A 22,746-nucleotide genomic window follows, 5' to 3' on the forward strand; every position below is an offset into this window, starting at 1 on the left:
GTAACAGACCACTTTTAACAGGAAACTATGGTGTCGATTTTTTCACACTTATTAAGAAATTGGAAAAGGGAGACTTATAAGCCCTTTTCCACCACAAAATCCGAATACCCATTGTTTTTTTGAAATATATACATTCCCCTACATACGCCTAAACTGATTAATATTAATCAGCCCCAAATTAGCCCCAAATACGTTCATTTTCATGCTTTATCTTGCAATTCTAAGAAAAACAAAAAAGCCCCAAACCTTTGATATTTCAAGGGTTTTAAGGCTTTTAATGCTTCACTTTGCAAAGCGAAATTCCTAACGTGAGTAGAACTCAACGATTAGCGCTTCGTTAATTTCAGCAGGTAATTCTGAACGCTCAGGTAGACGAGTATATACGCCTTCCATTTTATCTTGATCAAATGTTAAGTAATCAGGAACAAAGTTGTTCACTTCAATTGCTTCTTTGATGATATCAAGATTACGAGCTTTTTCGCGAACGCCGATTACTTGGTTCGGTTTTACACGGTATGATGGAATATCAACGCGACGACCGTCAACAGTAATATGACCATGGTTTACAAGCTGACGTGCTTGACGACGTGTACGTGCTAAACCAAGACGGAAAACAAGGTTATCTAAACGAGACTCAAGAAGAACCATGAAGTTTTCCCCGTGGATCCCTTTCATCTTACCAGCTTCATCAAAAAGCGTACGGAATTGACGCTCATTTAAACCGTACATGAAGCGTAGTTTTTGTTTTTCTTGTTGCTGTAAACCATACTCCGAAATTTTACGGCGTTGGTTTGCACCGTGTTGACCTGGTGCGTAAGGGCGTTTTGCAAGCTCCTTACCAGTTCCTGTTAACGAAATGCCATAACGACGTGACTTTTTCCAAATTGAACCAGTATATCGTGACATAGACATTTCCTCCTTTATATTTTACTTGCATAAAATAAACGACGTGTACCCAATGTTGTCCATTTTGTTTTCATGTACCATCGCTCCAGCAGCAGAGAGTTACGCGATACACCTCATTTAAGAGGAACAAAATGGGGTCAACCATTAGTCCACAAAAGCTACCTTATTATTTTACACAAAGAATAGTATATAGTTTTACAAAGTAAAAGTCAATGAAAGAACTGTGATTTTAATGATTAGATTAGAAATCCGTTATTCTTCCAATATGGCAAAAAATTTTACAACGAAGGTCTAATTGATTATTCAAGAAAATAAATAAAAAATTAATTGAACTATTCAAGATAATATTTGGATAGTTCTTTTTTATTGTAAAAATTTGGATGACTCCTGTTAGTTATATATAAAATGAACTACAACAAAAGTGCAATGTTAACAGAATTGTCTTAAATATATTAAAAAACATAACTAAAGTATTGAAAATTGAAACAGGTTGTCTTCAAATTTCCTCTAAACTAAGAGTCGAGATTAGACCTTTAGTAGGTTTCTTTAAAAAGAAGTGAAAGGAGGAAAGCTGTTGAATAAGGCAAAAGTACTTTCAATTATCGCTATTACACTACTGATTTTGCAAATGTTTAGTTCAAATTTAGGACTTATGGCGGCAACAAAAAATACAGAAAGTGATAATAGTACCAAAATCAAAGTGGAGGAGCTAGATCATAATGAAGCAGTAATTAATTGGAAAGTTACCATTAATGCGGCTGGTGACGAAAATGATGGGACAAATACAATGCTTACTTTTGGAACAGGACACTCTCACGGAAAAATAAAGGATGTTGGCAATGTAAAAATCACCCAAACATCATCTGGATATAAGGTAGAAACTCCAGAGGGTAATAACACCTATGAATTTAACCTGCAAACGAACATTACAAGTGAAGAGCAAACAATCTTTTCGTTACAAGCAGAATCAGATTACGGAGATAAAACGTTTAAAGCAAAAGATCAAGTAACAATCGAAACATCTCCGCTAGAAGAGGAAGTTGTGGACGAAGAGAAAGTAGAAACGACTAAAGAGTCAGGGTCAGAAAAAAATGAATCTGAGCAAGAAAAGTCCAAGTCCGAACAAAGTGAAGTTAAGAAAGAAAATGCAAGTCCTGAACAAAATGAGGCAGAAGCAAAAGAGCCAGAAGATGAAAAGCAGAAAGAGAAACAGAAGTCGATTGAAGAAATAATAGCTCAGTTAAAGAGCAAACCATTAGAAGAGTTTACTGAGGAAGAGATAAAGAGACTGATAGAAGGTCTATCTGAAGAAGAGTTGCAAAAGCTGGAAGAAGAACTAGGACAGGACGAAGAGGTTGTCATTGATCCAAATTTTAAACCATTTGTAAAATCTGCTCAAAAATTTAACGCAATGTCCATGGATCCAGGGTCTGTTAAGTTAAATGGAAAGGATGCAACACCAACTAAAAATTACGGCGAGTGGGAAATTGAACTTTCCGTAGAAGCGAAAGATGTTGACACAACAAAAGCTACAGATATTGTTCTTTTGTTTGATAGGTCAGGAAGTATGAATGAAGGACAGCGATTGTCGAAAGCAAAACAAGCAGCAAGACAATTTGTTAATGAATTATTGACAGAAGGATCTCAAACAAGAATTGCTGTTGTTACTTTTAGTGACAATTATCAGACATTAGCTGGAGGATTCCAAGGAGCTGGAGGAAAACAAACGTTATTAAACGCGATTAATGGCATTTCAGCCAATGGTGGTACAAATATTCAAGGTGGCTTAAGGGAAGCAAATAATTTGGTTGCCCCTACTAATGCAGAGAATAAAATCATTGTCCTTTTAAGTGATGGAGAGCCTACGTATAGTTATAAAGCTAACAATGCAACTGCACATTCATGGGCTGTTGGTAACTATGATTTTAGACTATCAGACTTTACAAGTACACAGCTTGGAAGTGGAAGCAGCTATAATTTATCGGAACCTACATGTATTCCAATTTTTGGTTGTTTTGGAGGACAACAATATTCCGTTAACGGTTATGACGTTAAAACAAACGGAAGTGCTACTATTTCCGAGGCTTGGCAAATTATGAACAATGGAATTAATATGTATTCCATCGGCCTTGATGTAGGAGGTAATACCAATGCAACAAATGTACTTAAAAACAGTCAAAACAAAGGATACTATCAAGCCGGGCAAGATGATTTGGATGATATTTTTGCACAAATTGCTGGTCAATTAAAACATGCTGCGACAAATGCAATTGTTACAGATCCACTAGGCGACATGTTTAATCTTGTAAAAGGTAAATATAGCGGAACTCATTTTTCTGCAACACATGGAAAAGTCACATGGGATGAAAACACAGAAACATTTACATGGGATATTGGAACTATTAAAGAAGGTGAGAAACCGACATTAAAGTACACCGTTACAATCGATTGGGAGCATCCTGATTTAAAAGGTCATGTGGACTATCCAATGAATAAAGAAACACCACTTCATTATAAAGACGTGAATGGAAACGATCAGGTTAAACATTTTTCTATTCCTAAAGGTCAAATCGATAAAGGTAAAATTAAACGAATTGGATACCGGATGAATGCACAAGGCGAACCAATTGATGAGCAAGGAAATGTTGTCTCTTCAAAAGAAGAAGCCCAAATTTTCTACGATGAATATTACAAAGAAAATAATAGTGAGTTGTTTGAATACGGCACACATAGTGTTCCGTCAAAAGGCGTACAAGATTACACGCTTTACACCGACAGCCCTAAAGTTCTTACATTAAGTCCAAATAACCCAGTACAAACTGTCTGGTTCGGTTATGTGAAAACAACCGATATGGTAGCTGGAGATGTGACGGCAAAATATCAAGATGAAGACGGAAATGAGCTTGCAAGTGATGAAGTGTTCTCAGGAAAAATTGGAGATGATTACGAGACGAAACAAAAAGATATTCCAGGATACGTATTTAAAGAAATGCATCCTAACAGTGCCCCAGCGTCAGGGAAATTTACAAAAGAAGAACAAACTGTCATCTATGTATATACGAAAAAACTAGGTACACTTACTGTCCTAAAAGTGGATGAAGAAGAAAAACCACTTGCAGGTGCAGAATTCAAGTTGACCGGTGCAGAAGGTTTCGAAGCTATTGGAATTTCCGATGAAGATGGAAAAATCACTTTTGACAACCTTGAGTGGGGTACATATACACTCGTAGAGACGAAGGCACCAGAAGGGTACCGTTTACGCACAGGTAAAATTGAAGTAGAAATTACAAGCGAAAATTTACATGTGGAAAAGACGATTGAAAACACAAAACAAGAGTGGACGATTCCAAAAACGGGAGGATTTGGAACGCTCGGTTTTTACGGAATTGGACTTATCTTGATGGTAGTTGCAGCGTGGTTTTTCATTAGAAGACGACAAGCATAAAAATAATAGAATTTTGGAGGGAATAACATCATGAGAAAAAGATTTTCGATTTATCACCTATTAATAGCAATAATGATGTTCAGTCTCGTAATACCAGCCGGAGTAGCGAATGCAGAACCAAGTAATCCAAAAGGATCTTTAACCATTCATAAGTTTGAACAAGAACCAGGGGCAAAACAAGGGAATCCCGATGGATCAGAATTAGATAATCCACCAGACGGGAAAGCACTCGAAGGAGTAACATTTACACTTACGCAGACACATAAATATGATCCAGCAAATGACAAATGGACAGCGTATACAGGAGAACCTTTTACTAGGGTCACAGACGGAAATGGAATAATTAAAATTGACAACATCCCACTTGGTCGCTATAAAGTTCAAGAAACGGCTGGACCACCTCATGTTAATCTTAATAAAGAAGAGTATTTTGTTGATATTCCGATGACAAACAAGGCAGGAACAGATGCTAACTATAATGTTCACATTTATCCAAAGAATGAAACAATTCGTGGAAATGTTAAGTTAACTAAAATTGATGGGGATTCAAAAAAACCATTAAAAGGAGTTAAATTTTCTCTTCACCATAAAAATGGCGATAAGGTAGAAGATACAACAACATTTGAAACGGATCATAACGGAAGAATAACAGTTGATAACCTAAAATATGGTGATTATTACTTTAAAGAGATTGAAACAATTGACGGTTACATGCTAGGTAGTCAAAAAGTAAAGTTTAAAATTGAAAATAGTAAAGAAACTGTTAAAGTGTCTGTAAAAAACTACAAAGAACCGGATGTAGAAAAGGAAGTGGATCTGAATGCAGTAAATCGTGGAGAGGAAGTAACATATACGATTACGGTTGATCTACCTGGTGATATTAAAAGTTATAACTCCTTTATTGTAACAGACGAATTACATCAAAATTTAGAGTTTGTTGAAGTAGTGTCTCAACCGAACGGATTTTCTTTTAGCCAAAATGATCAAAAATTAACGTGGAACGCTACTCCAGGAGATTTGAATCCAGGGAAGGCAGAATTTATATTTAAAGCAAAAGTTAAAGAGGACGCACCTGCAAATGTGGTTATAAATAATAAGGCTTATATTGATTATGAAAATCAACATGGTACAGAAGGACATAAGGATACGGACGATATTCCATTAACGCCAACAGCAGGTAATTTAAAAGTTGTTAAGCAAGATGGAGATGATAATAAGAAAAAACTAAAAGGAGCAAAATTTGAACTTCGTCAAGGGAATAAAGTAGTCCGATCCGGGACTACGGATGAAAACGGTGAAATCAACTTTAAAGAACTTGACTATGGCAATTACCAATTAGTTGAAACAAAAGCGCCAGAAGGGTACAACAAATTAAGAAATCCGATCAATATCACTATTGATGCAAATAATAATGACATCACTTACACTGTCGACAACTACAAATCCGGTTGGGAACTTCCAAAAACAGGTGGAATGGGTACGTTATTCTTCACGCTCATCGGACTTACATTTATGGGATCAGCGCTATTCATGTATATCCGTCGTAGAAGAGCGGATGCATAATCGTTTGACAATTTAATATGGAAAGAAAGGGAGCCGCATGCTCTCTTTCTTTTTACCAAAATTCGATGAAAAGGTCTAGATTTAATGGATTTTTTACCAGTTCCTACTAAATAGTATCCAAAAACTAAAAGGATGGCGGATATGTTACGAAAATTTATTATTCCAGCCGTATTTATTATCGGTTTTCTCATTTTTTTTTATCCAATCGTCAGCAATTGGCTTAGTACAAAAGACCATTATACGGTGATAAGTAAGCATAATGAAGTGCTCGCACAAATGACAGAAGAAGAAAAAAAGCAAGAACGTGAAAAAGCACAAGAATATAATGATTCATTGAATGAAACGGCAATCCCAATCGAAGATCCATTTGCAGAAGACGATGCGCAAACGACGATAACCGGTTATTTTAATGTGTTAGATATTGGAGAAACGATTGGAAGTATTGAAATTCCTAGTATAAATGCTAAGCTGCCAATTTATCATGGGGTTAGTGATGATGTCTTGCAACAAGGAATAGGTCATATGTCTAATTCATCTTTTCCAATTGGAGGGCCAGGCACGCATACCGCTTTAACAGGGCACCGTGGTTTACCAAGTTCAAAATTATTTCGTGATTTAGACAAAATGAAAAACGGTGAACTTTTCTTTATTCATACATTAGATGAAACACTTGCCTATAAAGTCGATGATATTCGAATTGTTCTCCCAGATGAAACGAATTGGCTCGAAATGAAAGAGGATAAGGATTATGCAACTTTAATTACCTGTGAGCCATACATGATTAATACCCACCGACTGTTAGTAAGAGGGGAAAGAGTCCCATATAATGAAGAAATACAAGTCGTTGCAACTACAGACCCAAGTAAAAAGGGTGGAAAAACAATATTAGGCTTATTTATTGGAGGCTTATTGACTATACTAGTATTACTTATTTTCTATTTCCGAAGAATAAGGCAAATGGAAGAGTGACCGCAATGAGAAAAAACAAATTGATTATAATATTATTTTCCTTTGGTTTGTTCATTTTGGTCTATCCGCATATTGCGCAAATTGTGAATAACCAAATCCAAAAATCACAAGTACATCAGTTTAAGAATGAGACTAATTTACTTACCCCAGAAAATATTATGGATAAAGTCGAAGCGGCACGCAATTGTAATGAAGCAATTTATAAAAATGAAGGAGGACTACAAGATCCCTTTACAGAAGGGTATAACCGGAATGATTATCAACAATGCAAAGATGCTCCAGATGATGGAAACCATTTTGCTTCAATTGAAATTCCGAAACTTAATTTAGCAATCCCGATTTTACTGGGAGCAAGTGAAAATGAACTCTCAAGAGGCATAGGTCAGGTAGAAGGATCGTCACTTCCAATTGGAGGGGAAAGTACACATACCGTTTTGGCTGGACACCGGGGCATGGGAACAAAAGCGATGTTCCGGAATCTGGATGCCTTACAACCAGGTGATATTTTCTTCATTTATACATTAGAAGGGAAATTGGAATATCACGTTTATGATGTAGAAGTCATTTTACCACATGAAACGGAAAATTTACAGATTAATGAAGGCAAAGATTTAGCCTCGTTAATTACGTGTCATCCATACCGAGCGAACAGCCACCGACTAGTTGTTCACGGGGAGCGAAAAAATTAAAAGGAGATAATTCCATGGTAGCAAGTAATATGGACGTAAATAAAATTAATATCATTTTAATAGATCATCAACAATTATTTAGAGAAGGGGTAAAACGAGTATTGGAATCAGAATCATCCTTTAACATTCTTGTAAGTAGTGATGATTATTCAGTCGTAAAACCGTTATTACCAGTTCAACATGTTGATGTCATCTTAATTGATGTCAACATTCTCTTAGAAAATAAAGATAGTATACGAGAAGATATTATTAAAAACACTGATACGAAAATTATTGTCATGGCAACAGATGGTGAAGATAACTTTGTCACAGAAGCAGTGAAGTTGGGTGCGCACGGATATCTAATAAAAGAAATGGATATATTTTCTTTCATCGATGCAATTAAGACGGTGGAGGATGGTGCATCTTATATTCATCCAGCTGTTACACACGGATTAGTTGAAGATTACCGAAAAATCATGGAAACGGAAAAAGTTGAAGAAGGAGTCAAAAGACCGCTTCATTTATACACAAAAAGAGAATGTGAAGTACTTCAACTTCTAACAGACGGAATGAGCAATCGTGATATTGCAAAGTCACTTGATATTAGCGAAAAAACAGTCAAAAATCATATTAGCAGTCTGTTTAAAAAAATGAAAGTTCATGATCGAACCCAAGCCGTAGTTACAGCAATAAGGAATAATTGGGTTGAATTATAATGGATATCCAATAAATTGCAGAAATTGCTCCCCCTCATGGGGGTTTTTAATTTCTTCAATGTTTAGGAATCGGTTGTCTGAAATTACAATGCTTAATTTACCCAAAACGTATAGATAGATTTTAATTGTTATAAAGAACGGTATTATAACCATTTTACTCCTAAAATTGCGTTGCCTACTAGTAAAAAATAACTATTAATAGTATAATAATAACATAAATTATGGAAGATAAGTAGGTGTTAAGTATGACTAATAAGTGGATTATTAATCACCTGAAAGCAAGTCTCTTTGAATTAACCTACATTATTGATGATTATAAACGAAAAGAAATTATGGATATGCTTTGCATTCGTACAAAAGATATTTTAAACGCTTCTGAGATAAGTTTTTTTATGTTTAACAAGTCAGAATTTGATCAACCAATTGTTATTCATTCATCTAAATATCCTGTAACAAAATATAAAAACATTCCTATAAAAAAATTTATTACCTATTATAATCAAAAAGAAGATATTACAGTGATTGAAAATGATCAGTTAAACGATTTTTTGGAAAAAGATATAACGTCAGTTTTATTAAAAATATATTGTAAGGAAAATTATTTTGGGTTTTTAGTGGTCAGCTTTAAAGAGCGAAAAACAATCGATTTTGAGCTGCTTGAAAAATCACGTGTTGCTATTAGACAGTTTTTACAAATACTTTTTTCTCATCGTCATTATAAATTTTTGCAGGAACGTAATCATTTATTATTTCAATTATCAACAAAATTACATTCTGTTCATCAAACAGATCAAGTACTGGAAAAAGTGTATCGTACACTGCAAATTCTTTATCCTACATTCTGTTATTACTTCCTGATGTCACAAGAATTTGATAACAATGATCTACCTGTTAAATTAATCGAGTATTCAAATGACACAATACTTTCGGCAGAGCTCCTAGCTTTTATGAATAATAAATTTCAAGCCGAAATAGACAGTGAAAAAGGCGAAACGAATATTTATTCCCCATTAAGTGGAAAACAGGGAGTATATGGAGTCTTACAAATTGTTATCCCGCAAACTGTTGAATTAATTGAAGAGGAAATCAATTTTATTAAAGAATTTACGAACATGGTTGGCAGAGCAATTGAGAGAACGACTTTATATCAATCCTCAAATAAGCTTGTATCCAATCTGAAAATTATTAATAATGCTTCACATGATTTAAATGTAAATTTAGATCGAAATGACATTATTGCAACTGTGAAACAGCACATATTTGAGTCATGTTTTGCAGAACAAATAGGTATTATTCTTTTTACTGCAGACAATCAATCCGAGATATTAACAGGTAGCACAGATTATTTTAATACGGTAAAAGGAAAAAAATTAATAGCTTTTGCTAAAGAAAAGATTCAAACCGAAGAAAAAGCTTGTTTTACAGGTAATTTTCGGTCAAATAAAATAAAAATACCATTCAACTCTTTAATGCTTATACCGATGAGAACCGCAGAAAATATTTTTGGCTGTATTATAATTGCGCATCGAACTCCTTATTATTTTTCATTTGATAAATATAAATTAATCCAATCCTTTATTCAACATGCTTCATTAGCCTTCTATAATACAATTTTAAAAGAAAAGTTAAAACATACTGCTATAACTGATTATTTAACTAATCTTTATTCTAGAAATCATATTGATAAGATTATAAAAAAAGCAATGGAAAATGACAAACAAGGTGCCCTTGTTCTCTTTGATGTCGATGATTTTAAGCGAATAAATGATTCGTACGGCCACTATACAGGAGACAAAGTACTAAAACAAATAGCTGAAATAATTCAAAGTGAAATGAACGATGGAGAAATTGCAGCAAGATGGGGAGGAGAGGAATTTGCTGTATATTTGCCGTTATACAATCTAAACAATGCAACCGAAAAAGCAAATAAGATCCGAGAAAAAGTGATAAATAAATCAAAACCACAGGTGACACTTTCTTGCGGGGTGTCTGTTTGGAATAAACAACAAAAAAATTCTATTGAAGATTTATTTATACGTACGGATGAAGCCTTATATGCGGCTAAATTCTCTGGAAAAAATAAAGTAGTACAAAAAGCGATTGAATGAATTGTCCGGTTAAGATAAAAGTGTTTAGTCATACAGAAATCCGAACTATCATACAGACTTTTTCGATAAAGGTTTGAATAGTTCGGATTTTTCTTTTAACCTACCTGAACTGTGTTGCTGAATATCTATAAACTGTTCAGTAACTTAGGCTAATTTGCTCTGTAAATATCTAAACAAAGTTGTGATATAAAATACCGCTTCGGAAATACACTGCGCTTTCCGCAGGCGGCTGTTGAGCCTTCCTTGTGCTAACGCACTGCGTTGTCTCACCTAGGCCTTTCCTCCTGCAGGAGTCTCCGTGTATTTCCTACGCTGGGTGTGATTGGTAAACAGATCTACACAGTTTGATACTACTATCACAATAGTTGATTGGAGCTGGAGGGCAGTCGACTCCTGCGGGAAAAGCACGTGTCTGAAGTCTCAGAAGCAGTGGGTTTCTGCTTCGGAGGCTGAAGCCGTGCCCGCGGAAAGCGTACTGCCCGGAGGCGGAAATCAACGGTTTACCAACTACCTTAACAAATTTTCACTACTACATAGTTTCCTTCAACTCCGTATTTATGATCAAGACGAAAGGGGCTTTTCTTATCTTATTATCCAATAATCGTTCGTCTTTAAAATTAATCGTTTTTAGTTATCTCTTCGGCTCCTTACTAAAACGAGAAAAATCGTTAAAATGATAATTACCGTGGACAGAGAACCTTTTTCAACGAATTTTTTATATTTTGCCATGAAACGTACATGAAATTAAAGGATTTTTACTTTATTTGTCGTAATAAATAAAGGAGAGGGTGTATATAGATGAAAATTAATCCAACTAAACAAAAAGTTGTGGATGCAGCTTCTTTCCTATTTTTTCAAAAAGGATTTCATGGAACGTCTGTGCGAGATATTGCAGGAAAAGCTTCTGTTAATGTTTCGTTAATCAGTTATTATTTTAAGGGTAAGCAAGGTTTACTGGAATATGCTGTAACGAATTATTTTGAGAACTATTTAACCTTGTTAGAAGAGGAAATAGAATCTAATGAATCCTTGGAGAATGTGGAAAAGCTCAAAAAAGTCATTAATGCTATTATTCATTATAAAACAGAACATTTTCAATTAACTTCATTTATTCACCGCGAATTATCATTAGACTCGACATTCGTTAGAGAGATGACGGTCACTTATTTGGCCAAGGAAAATTATATATTAAAGACATTATTTTTTTCTGTTTTGGGAGAACGCTACAAAAGGCGGAGAAATTTTTTATATATGCAATTAAAAGGGATGCTTGCCTCTCCTTATATATTAAAACATGAATGGAACACCCAACTGCTTGATGAACATGCATTTAAAAATTTTGTTCGAAATTACACAGATTCAATTAACCAATGGCTTCAATTTGTTTGTGAAACGGCTAGAACTAATTAACTATATCAAGCGAAAATCGACAATCGTGTAGAAAAAGTATATTTTTTTGTTTTTTTTAGCAAAAACAGTCGTAATCGTGGTATCATTAATAGAAGAATGTACGTTAAATTATATATATATCCTTCTATAAAAACGATTAGGAGGTAAAAGATGGAATATGTAATTGGGATTATATTAGCAATCATTGTAATTATCATTGTAGGGCTCCTATTAAGAAAACGACTGTATGATTCTGTCGACTATTACGAAAGCTGGAAACTGGATATTATGAATCGTAATGTTGCCCAGGAATTATCTAAAGTAAAAGAGTTAAACTTAGAAGGAGATACGAAAGAAAATTTTGAAGAGTGGAAAGAACAGTGGGAATATATTTTAACGGTTGATTTAGCAAAAGTGGAAGAATTACTTTATGATACAGAGCATGCTGCAGATCGTTATAATTTTCCTGTTGCAAAAAAATATATGAAACAAATTGAAGAAACTTTAGTAACTGTTGAAAAGAAAATTGAAACAATCTTAATTGAATTAAATGAATTGCTAGCAACAGAACAAGAAAATCGCAAAGAAATTGAAGAACTTGAGCCTTTATACAGTGAATTACGGAAAGAATTGACGCATAATCGCTTCAAGTTTGCTCGAGCCGAAGTACGCTTTGAAGTGGAACTTGATGAAATTAATACAGAATTAAAAAATTACGAATCGCAAATTGAAGAAGGAAACTATATTCAGGCAAAAGAGATTGTATCAACGATCAAAAAACGATTAGTTGAATTACAAATAGAAATGGAAGAATTCCCTGACCTTTATAAAACATGTAAACAAGAATTACCTTCACAATTAGATGAACTATCTAAAGGTTTAAGGGAGATGAAGGATGAAGGTTACTATATTGATCATTTGGACTTAACTAGAGAAATTAATGCTTATCAATCACGGTTGCTCGATACAGTTTCTGCTTTGGAAAAAGAAGGGATAGGTACAGCTAAATCTATTATTGAAGAAGTAGAAGAACGAATTACTGAAATGTATGAGCTTTTGGAAAAAGAAGCAATTGCCAAAAACTATGTAGATTCAAAAATGCCAAGTTATGAAAAAGCATTGGATAGTTTTGAAACTCAATTTTTGGAAACAAAATTAGAGGTGGAACAATTAAAAAAAGCATATTATTTTGAAGATACTGATCTGGAAAAATATATGGCTCTTGAAAAAATGATGACTCAGCTAAAAAACAAGTTAATGGAATTTGCCCAAAAAATTGAAAAGAACGATCATGCTCATTCGAAACTTCGTGCTGAATTAGAAGAAGGTTTCCAACAATTGGATAAAATCGAGGAAGAGCATGAGCAATTTAAAAAACGGATTCAAAATTTACGTAAAGATGAGTTTGATGCGCGTGAACAATTAAAAGTTATGATGGATGAGATTTATAAGACGACACGTAAATTACGAAATAGCAATTTACCCGGTGTACCAAGTTTTGTATGGTCAATGATAGAAGAAGCGGGTCTGAAAAATGAGCGAGTCCTTCAAGCGCTAGATGACCAACCGCTTGATATTATTCAAGTTCAGCAAACACTAAGTGAAGCAAAAGTTGCTGTTGAAAATGCAATAGAACAAACCAATGCAATGTTAGAACAGGCGGCATTAACTGAGCAAGTTATTCAGTATGCAAACAGGTACAGAAGTACAGATCCTGAGCTCGCAGCAAAGCTTTCAGAGGCGGAGTCTTTATTCCGAAAAGCTGAATATGAGCTTTCACTGGAACAAGCGGCAAGTGCGATTGAAGATGTAGAACCGGGAGCTTTGAAAAAAATAGAAAAATATCAAGAAATGATTGTATCATAATAAATAAAGACTGTCTCACAGGGAATAATCTCTTGTAGCCAGTCTTATTTACTGTAAATTGTATGTAAAGATATTTGTTAAGCGAAATCCATAAACTGTTGAGTAACTTAGGTTGATAATTTATCGGTCAACCTTGCTACTGCACCGTTGATTTCCGCCTCCGGGCAGTTCGCTTTCCGTGGGCACGGCTTCAGCCTCCGAAGCAGAAAACCACTGCTTCTGAGTCTTCAGACACGTGCTTTTCCCACGACGCACAGGACGTGCTAGTGTCGACGTTGGTCACAGGACGTGACCGCTTTTAGCCGACCAGGAGTCGACTGCCCTCCGGCTTCAATCAACCATTGAGATAGTAGTAACAAACTATGCAGAGTTGTTTACCAAGTACACCCAGCGAAGGAAATACACGGAGACTCCTGCAGGAGGAAAGGCCTAGGTGAGACAACGCAGTGCGTAGCACAAGGAAGGCTCATCAGCCGCCTGCGGAAAGCGCAGTGTATTTCCGCAGCGGTATTTTACTTTGTAACTCATCTATATTTACGTAGATAGTTAAATTTTCACTACTCAACAGTATCCTTCAACTACGAAGACGATATCAGCATAGATTTATGAAGCATTTGGATACTTGAAAATAGGAAGGAATTTCAAAATGATTTACTTAGATAATAGTGCAACAACGAAACCTGATTCTACTGTTGTAGCGAGTTTTAAACAGGTTTCTGAAAAATACTTCGGTAATCCATCCTCAATTCATGAACTTGGTGGAGAAGTAGAGCAATTACAAAACAGAGCTAGAGAACAAGCGGCGAATATATTACAGGTTAAACCAAGTGAAGTAGTGTTTACTTCTGGGGGAACAGAAGGAAATAATTTAGCAATTAAAGGAATAGCGTTAAGACATCAAAAACGTGGGAAACATATTATTACAAGTAAAGTGGAGCATGCTTCCGTTTATGAAACGTGTAAAAGTTTAGAGGATTTGGGTTTTACGATTACGTATCTACCCGTAAAACCTAATGGAGTTATCGATATCGAACAACTTGAAAAGGAAGTTACGGACGAAACAATCCTCATATCGATTATGTATGTAAATAATGAAATTGGTTCTATTCAACCAATTTTTGACATAGGTAAAAAGCTTAAAAAATATCCAAAAATTTTCTTTCATGTTGATGCCGTACAAGCCTTTGGAAAGGTACCATTATATTTAAATGACAGTGGAATTGACTTATGTACATTATCTGGGCATAAGATTAACGGTTTGAAGGGTACTGGGCTTCTGTATGTGAAAGAAGGAACTTCGTTGTATCCATTATTCCATGGTGGTAATCAAGAGTTCGGATTGCGTTCCGGTACTGAAAATGTAGCCGGAAATGTATCTTTTGTTCGAGCACTTCGCTTGATGAAAGAAAAAGAACAAAATCAATGGAAACAATTGAAAAATCTTTATGAAAAATTGTATCAAGGTTTAAAAAAATTAGATCATTTGAAGATAAATTCTTCTTTAGACGGAGCACCTCATATTTTAAATGTATCCGTTCCAGGATTAAAACCAGAAGTCGTCATTCACGCGCTTTATGAAAAAGGAATTATTATTTCGACACAATCCGCCTGTTCTTCCAAACAATTTGATAAAAGTAGAGTTTTAAGTGCATGTGGGATATCAGACGAACGAGCTAGTTCAGGGTTAAGAATAAGTTTATCGTATGAAACGACAGAAGAAGATATTGACATGTTTATTAACGTTTTTAATGAAACAATTACACATTTAAAAGATATATTGGAGTAGATAAGATGCAATACGATCATATATTAATTCGCTATGGTGAACTTGGATTAAAAGGAAAGAATATTAAACAATTTATTGTACAATTACAAAACAATATTCAAGAAGTATTAAAAGATTTCCCAGAAGTTCGTGTTACAAGATCCCAGGGTAGAATGTTTGTCGTTTTGAATGGACAAGATCCGGAGCCAATCATTGAAAAATGTAGAACAATTTTCGGAATTTATAGTTTAAGTTTAGCTATCAAAGTTAAAAATGAAGTAGAAGCAATCAAGGAAGGTGCACTTGCTGCACTCAAACAAAGTGAAAATGCAAGTACGTTTAAAGTGTCTGTTAGACGTGCTAACAAAGGTTTTCCAATAAAGTCTCAAGAAATGAACCAAGTTTTGGGTGCTCATTTATTAAAAAACACATCGGATTTTTCTGTAAATGTTCATGAACCAGATGTAGAAATTAAAGTGGAAATTAGGGAAAAAGCAACGTACATTACTTCGACAGTTATTCGAGGGGCTGGCGGACTTCCTGTAGGAACTGGTGGAAAAACGCTTCTCCTTCTATCAGGTGGAATCGATAGTCCGGTAGCGGGTTATTTAATTATGAAACGTGGGGTTGAATTAGAGATGATCCACTTTCATTCCCCACCTTTTACTAGTGAACGAGCAAAGCAAAAAGTATTAGATTTAACAAAAGTTCTTACGGAATTTGGTGGAACAATAAAAGTTCACGTCGTTCCATTCACTAAATTACAACAAGAAATTTTTAAAGCAATTCCAGACCGGTATGCGATGACAGTAATGCGTCGAGTTATGCTTAAAGTGAGTGAAAAGTTCTGTCAAAAACATAACATTTTAGCGCTGGCAACAGGAGAAAGCCTAGGTCAAGTTGCTAGTCAAACATTAGCAAGTATGAATGTAATAAATGAAGTGACGAATTTACCAGTTATTCGTCCATTAGTTGGCTTAGATAAAGAAGAAATTATTGCTTATTCTAAAAAGATTGGAACATACGATATATCCGTTCGACCTTATGAAGATTGTTGCACCGTGTTTGTGCCTAAATCTCCGGTGACTAACCCAACTAGGGAAAAAGTTAATTACTTAGAAAAGAATATAGATTTCACACCATTAATTGATGAAGCAGTAAATAATATTGAGGAGATTACGATTGATAGTGCTGCAATTTTAGAAGAATCTTTTGACGATCTATTATAGAAGATACACCACTTTAGTAAAAAGTACTTAAATTAACAACAACTACCAAATAAAATAATGTATGATAGACCTCTTTGGTGTGCATCATAAATGGTACCAAGGAGGTGAAGAACATGCCAAATAGCAGCAGAAATAACTCAAACCAATTGCTAGTTCCAGGTGCAGAACAAGCGTTAAACCAAATGAAAACTGAGATTGCACAGGAATTTGGCGTACAACTTGGTGCAGATACTACTTCTCGAGCTAACGGTTCCGTTGGAGGAGAAATTACGAAGCGTCTAGTTCATATGGCGCAACAACAAATGGGTGGAACGCAACAATAACTAGTATAAATACTGAAAATCTAGAGAGTCATTCCTATATTAAATTAGGAATGACTCTCTTTTAAATGTATGTTAAACTTCTCGATCCCAAAAACGAACGTGTGCAATAGCTGCAACGAATTTTTCCGGAAAGTTAGGATGATCTCCATAATAATCCCAGGGACTGCATTTCATGACACTCACCGGTTGTTGCAATTCTATTTGGTTTATTTAAATTGTCACCTTTTAAAGTTCTAATATTCCGTTTGCAATCCGCTTGATTATTTACTTCTCAGCAGAAAACATAAATTGAATCATAAAGTACGGGTATTTCGTTTTAATTGTTTCATTAATTATAATATTTATCCCATCCAGTAAATTTTATCGCATCTCTTGACTTATCTATGAATCCCCTCTCCTTCCTTAGTTTGTCACACTGTATTATTATTTAACCTTTATTTAAAATGGGTTCTTATCCCTTAAAAAAATGTTGACAGGAAAGAATTTTATGGTAATCTACAATATATGTAAACCACAAAATAGAAAGGTGAACATAAAGATGACATAGAGGGGGTGTTTTACATGAGAGAACAAAGTAAAATATTCAAGTTAATTTTTGGAGCAATGTTTGTCGCACTTACCGCTATTGGTGCTAACATGACTTCGATTGCTCCTTTTCTTGTAGTTGGAGGGGTGCCAATTACATTGCAAACATTTTTTGCTGTATTGGCCGGATTAGTTTTAGGAAGCAGATTAGGTGCTTTTTCCATGTTTGTTTATATGATGTTAGGTCTTGTAGGAGCACCCGTTTTTGCTCAATTTAAAGGTGGAGTAGGAATGATTCTTTCACCAACATTCGGTTTCATATTATCATTTATTCTTGTTGCTTACGTAGCTGGTAAAATAAGAGAAATTAATTCTAGTTTCCCTTCTTATATAGTAGCTGCATTAGTTGCAATGGCAATCAACTATGTTTTCGGGACGAATTGGATGTATGTAGCTTATCAAGTATGGTTTGAAGCTCCAGCAGAATTTTCCTATAAAATTGCCTGGTTATGGATGATTGTACCATTGCCGAAAGATATCTTACTTGCGATAGTCGCAGGTATGTTTGCATATCGTTTAGAGAAATATGGGATTACAATTCGTAATCCGATCTCGGAACAGAGTGCATAATTCATTATGTTTTAGAAGTAATGATTTACATAATTAAACAATTAGGAGGAGTTTCATGTATAAGTGGAAAGAATTAGCCGACAAAGTTCTCAATGGATATGAGATTAATAAGGAAGAAGCTTTAGCTATCCTACAATCTTCAGACGACGAAATCTTAAATGTAATGGATGCTGCGTTTAAAATTAGGAAATACTATTTTGGTAAGAAAGTAAAATTGAATATGATCATCAGTACAAAAACAGGTCATTGTCCTGAAAATTGCGGTTACTGTGCCCAATCAATTGATTCAACAGCCCAAATTGAAAAATACACGATGATGACAAAAGAACAAATCATTGCAGGGGCAAAACGTGCACATGATTTGAAATCAGGAACATATTGTATTGTTGCAAGTGGAAGAGGCCCTACTAATCGTGAACTTGATGTTGTAACGAGCGCAGTAAAAGAGATTAAGAAAGAGTATACGGATATGCGTGTATGTGCTTGTTTAGGGATTTTAAGAGATGGGCAAGCAGAAAAATTAAAGGCTGCAGGGGTAGATCGTTATAATCATAACTTAAACACTTCAAAAGAGCACCATTCGAATATTACGACAAGCCATACATATGACGACAGGGTAAATACAGTTGGTAAAGTAAAAAACGTAGGAATTTCACCTTGTTCTGGCGTTATTGTTGGAATGAAAGAAACGTTAGAAGACGTTTATGAAATGGGAAGAGCGCTAAAAGAACTAGATGCTGATTCTATTCCTGTAAACTTCCTACATGCAATTGATGGAACAGCACTTGAGGGGACAGATGAACTTAATCCATTATATTGTTTAAAAGTACTAGCTCTATTTCGCTTTATGAACCCTACTAAAGAAATCCGTATCTCAGGAGGTAGAGAAGTGAACTTACGCTCTTTACAGCCATTAGGATTATTTGCTGCAAATTCAATTTTTATCGGTGATTATTTAACGACTGACGGACAAGAAAGGAACAGTGACTATCAAATGTTAAAAGATCTAGGGTTTGAAATTGACTTTGATAATGTAGAAGACAGAGAAAAAATGTTGAATTGATGTTAATAATGCACAAAATAATGGACATTCCTCTATCACTTATTCATAATAAGAGTAAATAATAATGGAAAGGTTGATCTATAGTGATAGAAGTTACATTTAAAGATAGTCCCGTTACATTATTAGGTACAGAAATTAAAGTTGGAGATGACGCACCAAACTTTACCGTTTTATCAAATAGTTTGGAGGAAAAGTCTCTAGATGATTACAAGGGAAAGGTAAAATTAATCAGTGTTGTTCCTTCACTTGATACAGGTGTTTGTGCTGAACAAACGAAACGATTCAATCAAGAAGCGGATAAGTTAGATAATGTTCAGTTACTGACAATAAGTATGGATCTACCTTTTGCGCAAACCCGTTGGTGTAGTGCTGAGGGAGTTCAAAATATCGAAATTTTATCAGATCATCGTGATGCCGATTTTGGCGAAAAATATGGTGTTTTAATAAAAGAATTGCGTCTTCTAGCAAGATCCATTTTTGTCGTAGATAGTAATGATAAGGTGACATATGTAGAGTATGTTCCGGAAGTTTCGAATCACCCTGACTATGAGAAGGCATTAGAAGCAGCTAGACAAGCAGAGTGAAGGTTTAAGAAGCGGACACAATAAATGTTGTGTCCGCTTTTTTTGGGCAGAATAAATCCTTGTTTAATTCGTTCACGATTAAATTAGTATAAGTAAAACGAATAATTTGATATTGATAATAATTTTAACGAAACACGGTAAACCAAGCAAAATATACAAGTAAGGCACTAAAAATAACAACTTAAACATTTGTACGTTAATTCATGTCATTTTTCGCGAAATTTGGTACAATAATATGTGATTTATTAGAATAAAGCCGGACTCGGGAATTGGAGGAGGCGGAACATGAATGATTCAAAAGTAGTAGAATTATACGAATGGCTAGAAGAAACAACCTTAACGATACAAAGCAGTGCAAATGAACCTTTTTTAGATAGTTTGGCTATAGCTTTGGAAGCGCTGTTTTACGGAGATATCCATGAAGAAAATTTGGAAGGATTAAATGAAAAAATTCAAGAGGCACTTGTGCGAATTAATCTTACCGATTATTCAACCGAAAATATTAGAAAGGCAATCCAGTTGGCTGTCTTAAAGGGGATGAAAAAAGCGACACAACATCATCATACAATGACTCCAGAAGCAATTGCATTATTCATCGGTTACTTGGCGGAAAAATTAACGCAAAATTTAAATGAAGTTCGCATATTTGATCCGGCTAGCGGTACAGCAAATTTACTGTTGATTGTAATGAGTCATTTAACACAACCCGTAAAGGCATTTGCCAGTGAAATTGACTCTACCTTGCTTAAAATCTCACTTTTAAGTGCAAATTTACAGAAGAAAAGGGTAGAATACTTTCATCAAGATAGTTTGCGACCATTACTATTAGATCCAGTTGATCTAGTTGTTGCAGATCTTCCGGTCGGTTATTATCCAGATGATATTCATGCGAGTAATTTTGAGTTGAAAGCAGAAAAAGGTCACTCATATGCACACCATCTATTTATTGAACAAAGCTTAACATATACAAAAGAAGGTGGCTTTTTAATATTTATTATTCCAGAATTTTTATTCGAAAGTGATCAAGCTGAACAATTGCACATATTTTTACAAAAAAATGCACATATAGTTGGACTTTTATCGTTACCAGAATCAGCATTTACGTCTAAAGAGAATAAAAAGAGTATCTTTATCCTTCAGAAGAAAGGACAATCAACTAAAGAGATTAAACAACCACTTTTGGCCATGCTACCATCATTTAAAGATACAATAGCAATGGAAGATATGTTAGTGAAAATAAACAATTGGTTTAATAAATCTGAACTTAACAGTTAAATTTAATCGATGATCAAACTTGAAAATATTGATTTTTTGCCTCAAGAGAGAAAAATGAGGCAAAAAATCATTTATATAGATTGGAAAAGGAAGTCAACATAAATTAGATGAATTCAGACTATTTAAAATATAAAAATCATTTATCGGATTGGGTTTGTGAAACTTATCTTTGTTGGCAGATAGGTAAGTATAAAACTTTCCTACTGCTCACTGGCTAAAAGCGCGACGTCTTGCCGCAACGCCAGTACTAGCACGTCCTGTGTGTCGTAAGTGCAACCAAGGCTTGCCGATAAGCCAAGTTTTCTAAGCGGATGGGTAAGTATAAAACATTTACTATTCGGTAATCAAAAGCGTAGCATAAAAAGACAACGTTTACGTTCGTGGTAATGAATAGAGTTTGTTGCAGGCATTAGCTGTGCGTGTGACTAAAGTTTTCGTCAATAAAAGTTTAGCGATAAGCAAAGTTTTTCCAATCTAATCAGGGTTGATAAAGAGGAGGATATTGAGTTGGGGAAAATATTAGCGATTAATGCTGGAAGTTCATCTTTAAAATTTCAATTGTTTGATATGCCAGAAGAGGAAGTCCTAGCGAAAGGATTAATTGATAGAATTGGAACTAACGGTTCTACATTCAATTTAGAAACAGGTAAAAAAACAAATACTATTACGAAAGATATGGAGGATCATGAAGAGGCAGTTAAGTTATTGCTCAACCAACTGATTGAGTTAAAGGTTATTGAATCTTACGATGAGATCGATGCCATTGGTCATCGAGTAGTCCACGGTGGTGAATATTTTAGTGAATCAGTGTTAATTGATGATGACGTGATTTCTAAAATTGAAGCGGTATCAGAATTAGCTCCTTTGCATAACCCACCAAACTTAACAGGAATTCGTGCTTTTAAAGAATCTTTACCAAAAGTGCCTATGGTAGCGGTTTTTGATACAGCGTTCCACCAAACGATGCCGGAAAAATCCTACTTATATAGTTTGCCTTATGAATATTACGAGAAATATGGTATTAGAAAATATGGTTTTCATGGTACGTCACATAAATATGTTTCAGAAAAAGCAGCAGAAATCTTAGAACGTCCATATAAACAACTTAGAATAATTACATGTCATTTAGGAAATGGAGCAAGTATTACTGCTGTTGAAAATGGTAAATCGATTGATACGTCCATGGGATTCACTCCACTTGCTGGGGTGACAATGGGAACAAGATCTGGTGATATTGATCCAGCAATAATCCCATATTTAATTGAAAAAACTGGATTGAATGCTGCCGAAGTTGTTGATGTGTTAAATAAAAAGAGTGGTTTATTAGCTCTATCTGGTATTTCAAATGATTTGCGAGACATTCAAGAAGCGGCAGCTACCAATAAACGTGCTGAGTTAGCACTCGAAATATTTGCTGCTCGCATCCACCAGTATATTGGCTCATATGCTGCAAGAATGGCGGGTGTAGATGCAATTGTATTTACAGCAGGTGTTGGAGAAAATAGTAAACTTATCCGAAGTAAAATTTTAACTGGATTAGAATTTATGGGAGTTTATTGGGATCCTGCATTAAATGACGAATGCGGTAGAAGAGGTTTAATTAACTATCCACATTCACCAGTAAAAGTATTAGTCATTCCGACAAATGAAGAGGTAATGATTGCTAGAGATACAGTTAAATATGCGGAGGAGAAAATAAAGGTTACTGTCTGAAAAGAT

General features: G+C 34.9%; 17 protein-coding genes. 16 read left to right on the top strand and 1 reads right to left on the bottom strand.

The features are described from left to right. Positions 1-303: 303 nt before the first annotated feature. On the bottom strand, positions 304-906 hold the full coding sequence (gene rpsD / locus ACPYKA_RS00575) for a 30S ribosomal protein S4 (protein WP_479540512.1): 603 nt from the start codon (positions 904-906) through the stop codon (positions 304-306). 574 nt (positions 907-1,480) lie between these two features. Between rpsD and ACPYKA_RS00580 the strand changes: the two genes are divergently transcribed. The 16 genes from ACPYKA_RS00580 to ACPYKA_RS00655 all read left to right on the top strand — a co-directional run bounded on the left by ACPYKA_RS00580 (position 1,481) and on the right by ACPYKA_RS00655 (position 22,740). After that, positions 1,481-4,351, top strand: coding sequence for a MucBP domain-containing protein (locus ACPYKA_RS00580; protein ID WP_479540475.1), 2,871 nt, complete (start codon positions 1,481-1,483; stop codon positions 4,349-4,351). A gap of 30 nt (positions 4,352-4,381) precedes the next feature. Next, positions 4,382-5,914, top strand: a complete 1,533-nt coding sequence (locus tag ACPYKA_RS00585; protein WP_479540476.1) for a SpaH/EbpB family LPXTG-anchored major pilin — start codon at positions 4,382-4,384, stop codon at positions 5,912-5,914. A 141-nt stretch (positions 5,915-6,055) separates the two neighbouring features. After that, positions 6,056-6,883, top strand: a complete 828-nt coding sequence (locus ACPYKA_RS00590; RefSeq protein WP_479540477.1) for a class C sortase — start codon at positions 6,056-6,058, stop codon at positions 6,881-6,883. Between the two features lie 5 nt (positions 6,884-6,888). Continuing rightward, entirely contained in the window at positions 6,889-7,572 is a 684-nt protein-coding gene (locus ACPYKA_RS00595) for a class C sortase (RefSeq protein ID WP_479540478.1), read from the top strand. Positions 7,573-7,586: 14 nt separating this feature from the next. Next, positions 7,587-8,270 (top strand): LuxR C-terminal-related transcriptional regulator, encoded by a 684-nt coding sequence (locus tag ACPYKA_RS00600; protein ID WP_479540479.1) that lies wholly within the window; start codon positions 7,587-7,589, stop codon positions 8,268-8,270. A 245-nt stretch (positions 8,271-8,515) separates the two neighbouring features. Then, positions 8,516-10,378: a sensor domain-containing diguanylate cyclase gene (locus tag ACPYKA_RS00605; RefSeq protein WP_479540480.1), complete on the top strand. Its 1,863-nt coding sequence runs from the start codon at positions 8,516-8,518 to the stop codon at positions 10,376-10,378. A 798-nt stretch (positions 10,379-11,176) separates the two neighbouring features. Further along, on the top strand, positions 11,177-11,788 hold the full coding sequence (refZ, locus tag ACPYKA_RS00610) for a forespore capture DNA-binding protein RefZ (protein WP_479540481.1): 612 nt from the start codon (positions 11,177-11,179) through the stop codon (positions 11,786-11,788). Positions 11,789-11,938: 150 nt separating this feature from the next. Beyond that, a complete protein-coding gene (ezrA, locus tag ACPYKA_RS00615) occupies positions 11,939-13,633 on the top strand; it encodes a septation ring formation regulator EzrA (RefSeq protein ID WP_479540482.1) in 1,695 nt (564 codons plus the stop codon). A gap of 646 nt (positions 13,634-14,279) precedes the next feature. Then, positions 14,280-15,419 (top strand): cysteine desulfurase family protein, encoded by a 1,140-nt coding sequence (locus ACPYKA_RS00620; protein ID WP_479540483.1) that lies wholly within the window; start codon positions 14,280-14,282, stop codon positions 15,417-15,419. A 5-nt stretch (positions 15,420-15,424) separates the two neighbouring features. Continuing rightward, complete coding sequence (gene thiI, locus ACPYKA_RS00625) at positions 15,425-16,627, top strand: tRNA uracil 4-sulfurtransferase ThiI (protein ID WP_479540484.1); 1,203 nt, start codon at positions 15,425-15,427, stop codon at positions 16,625-16,627. A 113-nt stretch (positions 16,628-16,740) separates the two neighbouring features. Beyond that, positions 16,741-16,950 carry an alpha/beta-type small acid-soluble spore protein gene (locus ACPYKA_RS00630; RefSeq protein WP_336261403.1) on the top strand — a complete coding sequence of 70 codons (210 nt, stop codon included), beginning with the start codon at positions 16,741-16,743 and terminating at the stop codon, positions 16,948-16,950. Between the two features lie 561 nt (positions 16,951-17,511). Beyond that, complete coding sequence (locus ACPYKA_RS00635; protein ID WP_479540485.1) at positions 17,512-18,105, top strand: biotin transporter BioY; 594 nt, start codon at positions 17,512-17,514, stop codon at positions 18,103-18,105. 55 nt (positions 18,106-18,160) lie between these two features. Then, the gene (gene bioB, locus ACPYKA_RS00640; protein ID WP_479540486.1) at positions 18,161-19,168 is read left to right on the top strand and encodes a biotin synthase BioB; all 1,008 of its coding nucleotides are present in this window, start codon (positions 18,161-18,163) and stop codon (positions 19,166-19,168) included. Positions 19,169-19,251: 83 nt separating this feature from the next. Continuing rightward, positions 19,252-19,752: a thiol peroxidase gene (gene tpx, locus ACPYKA_RS00645; RefSeq protein ID WP_479540487.1), complete on the top strand. Its 501-nt coding sequence runs from the start codon at positions 19,252-19,254 to the stop codon at positions 19,750-19,752. A 285-nt stretch (positions 19,753-20,037) separates the two neighbouring features. Further along, the gene (locus tag ACPYKA_RS00650) at positions 20,038-21,027 is read left to right on the top strand and encodes a class I SAM-dependent methyltransferase (protein WP_479540488.1); all 990 of its coding nucleotides are present in this window, start codon (positions 20,038-20,040) and stop codon (positions 21,025-21,027) included. Positions 21,028-21,534: 507 nt separating this feature from the next. After that, on the top strand, positions 21,535-22,740 hold the full coding sequence (locus tag ACPYKA_RS00655) for an acetate kinase (RefSeq protein ID WP_479540489.1): 1,206 nt from the start codon (positions 21,535-21,537) through the stop codon (positions 22,738-22,740). Positions 22,741-22,746: the final 6 nt, after the last annotated feature.

Source organism: Pseudogracilibacillus amylolyticus (SeqCode), assembly GCF_051918545.1.
In the GTDB taxonomy this organism is placed as follows: domain Bacteria; phylum Bacillota; class Bacilli; order Bacillales; family Amphibacillaceae; genus Pseudogracilibacillus.

Excerpts from the sequence above, each read along its gene's own strand:
- rpsD (WP_479540512.1), bottom strand. The coding sequence starts at position 906 with ATGTCACGATATACTGGTTCAATTTGGAAAAAGTCACGTCGTTATGGC.
- ACPYKA_RS00585 (WP_479540476.1), top strand. The coding sequence starts at position 4,382 with ATGAGAAAAAGATTTTCGATTTATCACCTATTAATAGCAATAATGATG.
- ACPYKA_RS00590 (WP_479540477.1), top strand. The coding sequence starts at position 6,056 with ATGTTACGAAAATTTATTATTCCAGCCGTATTTATTATCGGTTTTCTC.
- ACPYKA_RS00595 (WP_479540478.1), top strand. The coding sequence starts at position 6,889 with ATGAGAAAAAACAAATTGATTATAATATTATTTTCCTTTGGTTTGTTC.
- ACPYKA_RS00600 (WP_479540479.1), top strand. The coding sequence starts at position 7,587 with ATGGTAGCAAGTAATATGGACGTAAATAAAATTAATATCATTTTAATA.
- ACPYKA_RS00605 (WP_479540480.1), top strand. The coding sequence starts at position 8,516 with ATGACTAATAAGTGGATTATTAATCACCTGAAAGCAAGTCTCTTTGAA.
- refZ (WP_479540481.1), top strand. The coding sequence starts at position 11,177 with ATGAAAATTAATCCAACTAAACAAAAAGTTGTGGATGCAGCTTCTTTC.
- ezrA (WP_479540482.1), top strand. The coding sequence starts at position 11,939 with ATGGAATATGTAATTGGGATTATATTAGCAATCATTGTAATTATCATT.
- ACPYKA_RS00620 (WP_479540483.1), top strand. The coding sequence starts at position 14,280 with ATGATTTACTTAGATAATAGTGCAACAACGAAACCTGATTCTACTGTT.
- thiI (WP_479540484.1), top strand. The coding sequence starts at position 15,425 with ATGCAATACGATCATATATTAATTCGCTATGGTGAACTTGGATTAAAA.
- ACPYKA_RS00630 (WP_336261403.1), top strand. The coding sequence starts at position 16,741 with ATGCCAAATAGCAGCAGAAATAACTCAAACCAATTGCTAGTTCCAGGT.
- ACPYKA_RS00635 (WP_479540485.1), top strand. The coding sequence starts at position 17,512 with ATGAGAGAACAAAGTAAAATATTCAAGTTAATTTTTGGAGCAATGTTT.
- bioB (WP_479540486.1), top strand. The coding sequence starts at position 18,161 with ATGTATAAGTGGAAAGAATTAGCCGACAAAGTTCTCAATGGATATGAG.
- ACPYKA_RS00650 (WP_479540488.1), top strand. The coding sequence starts at position 20,038 with ATGAATGATTCAAAAGTAGTAGAATTATACGAATGGCTAGAAGAAACA.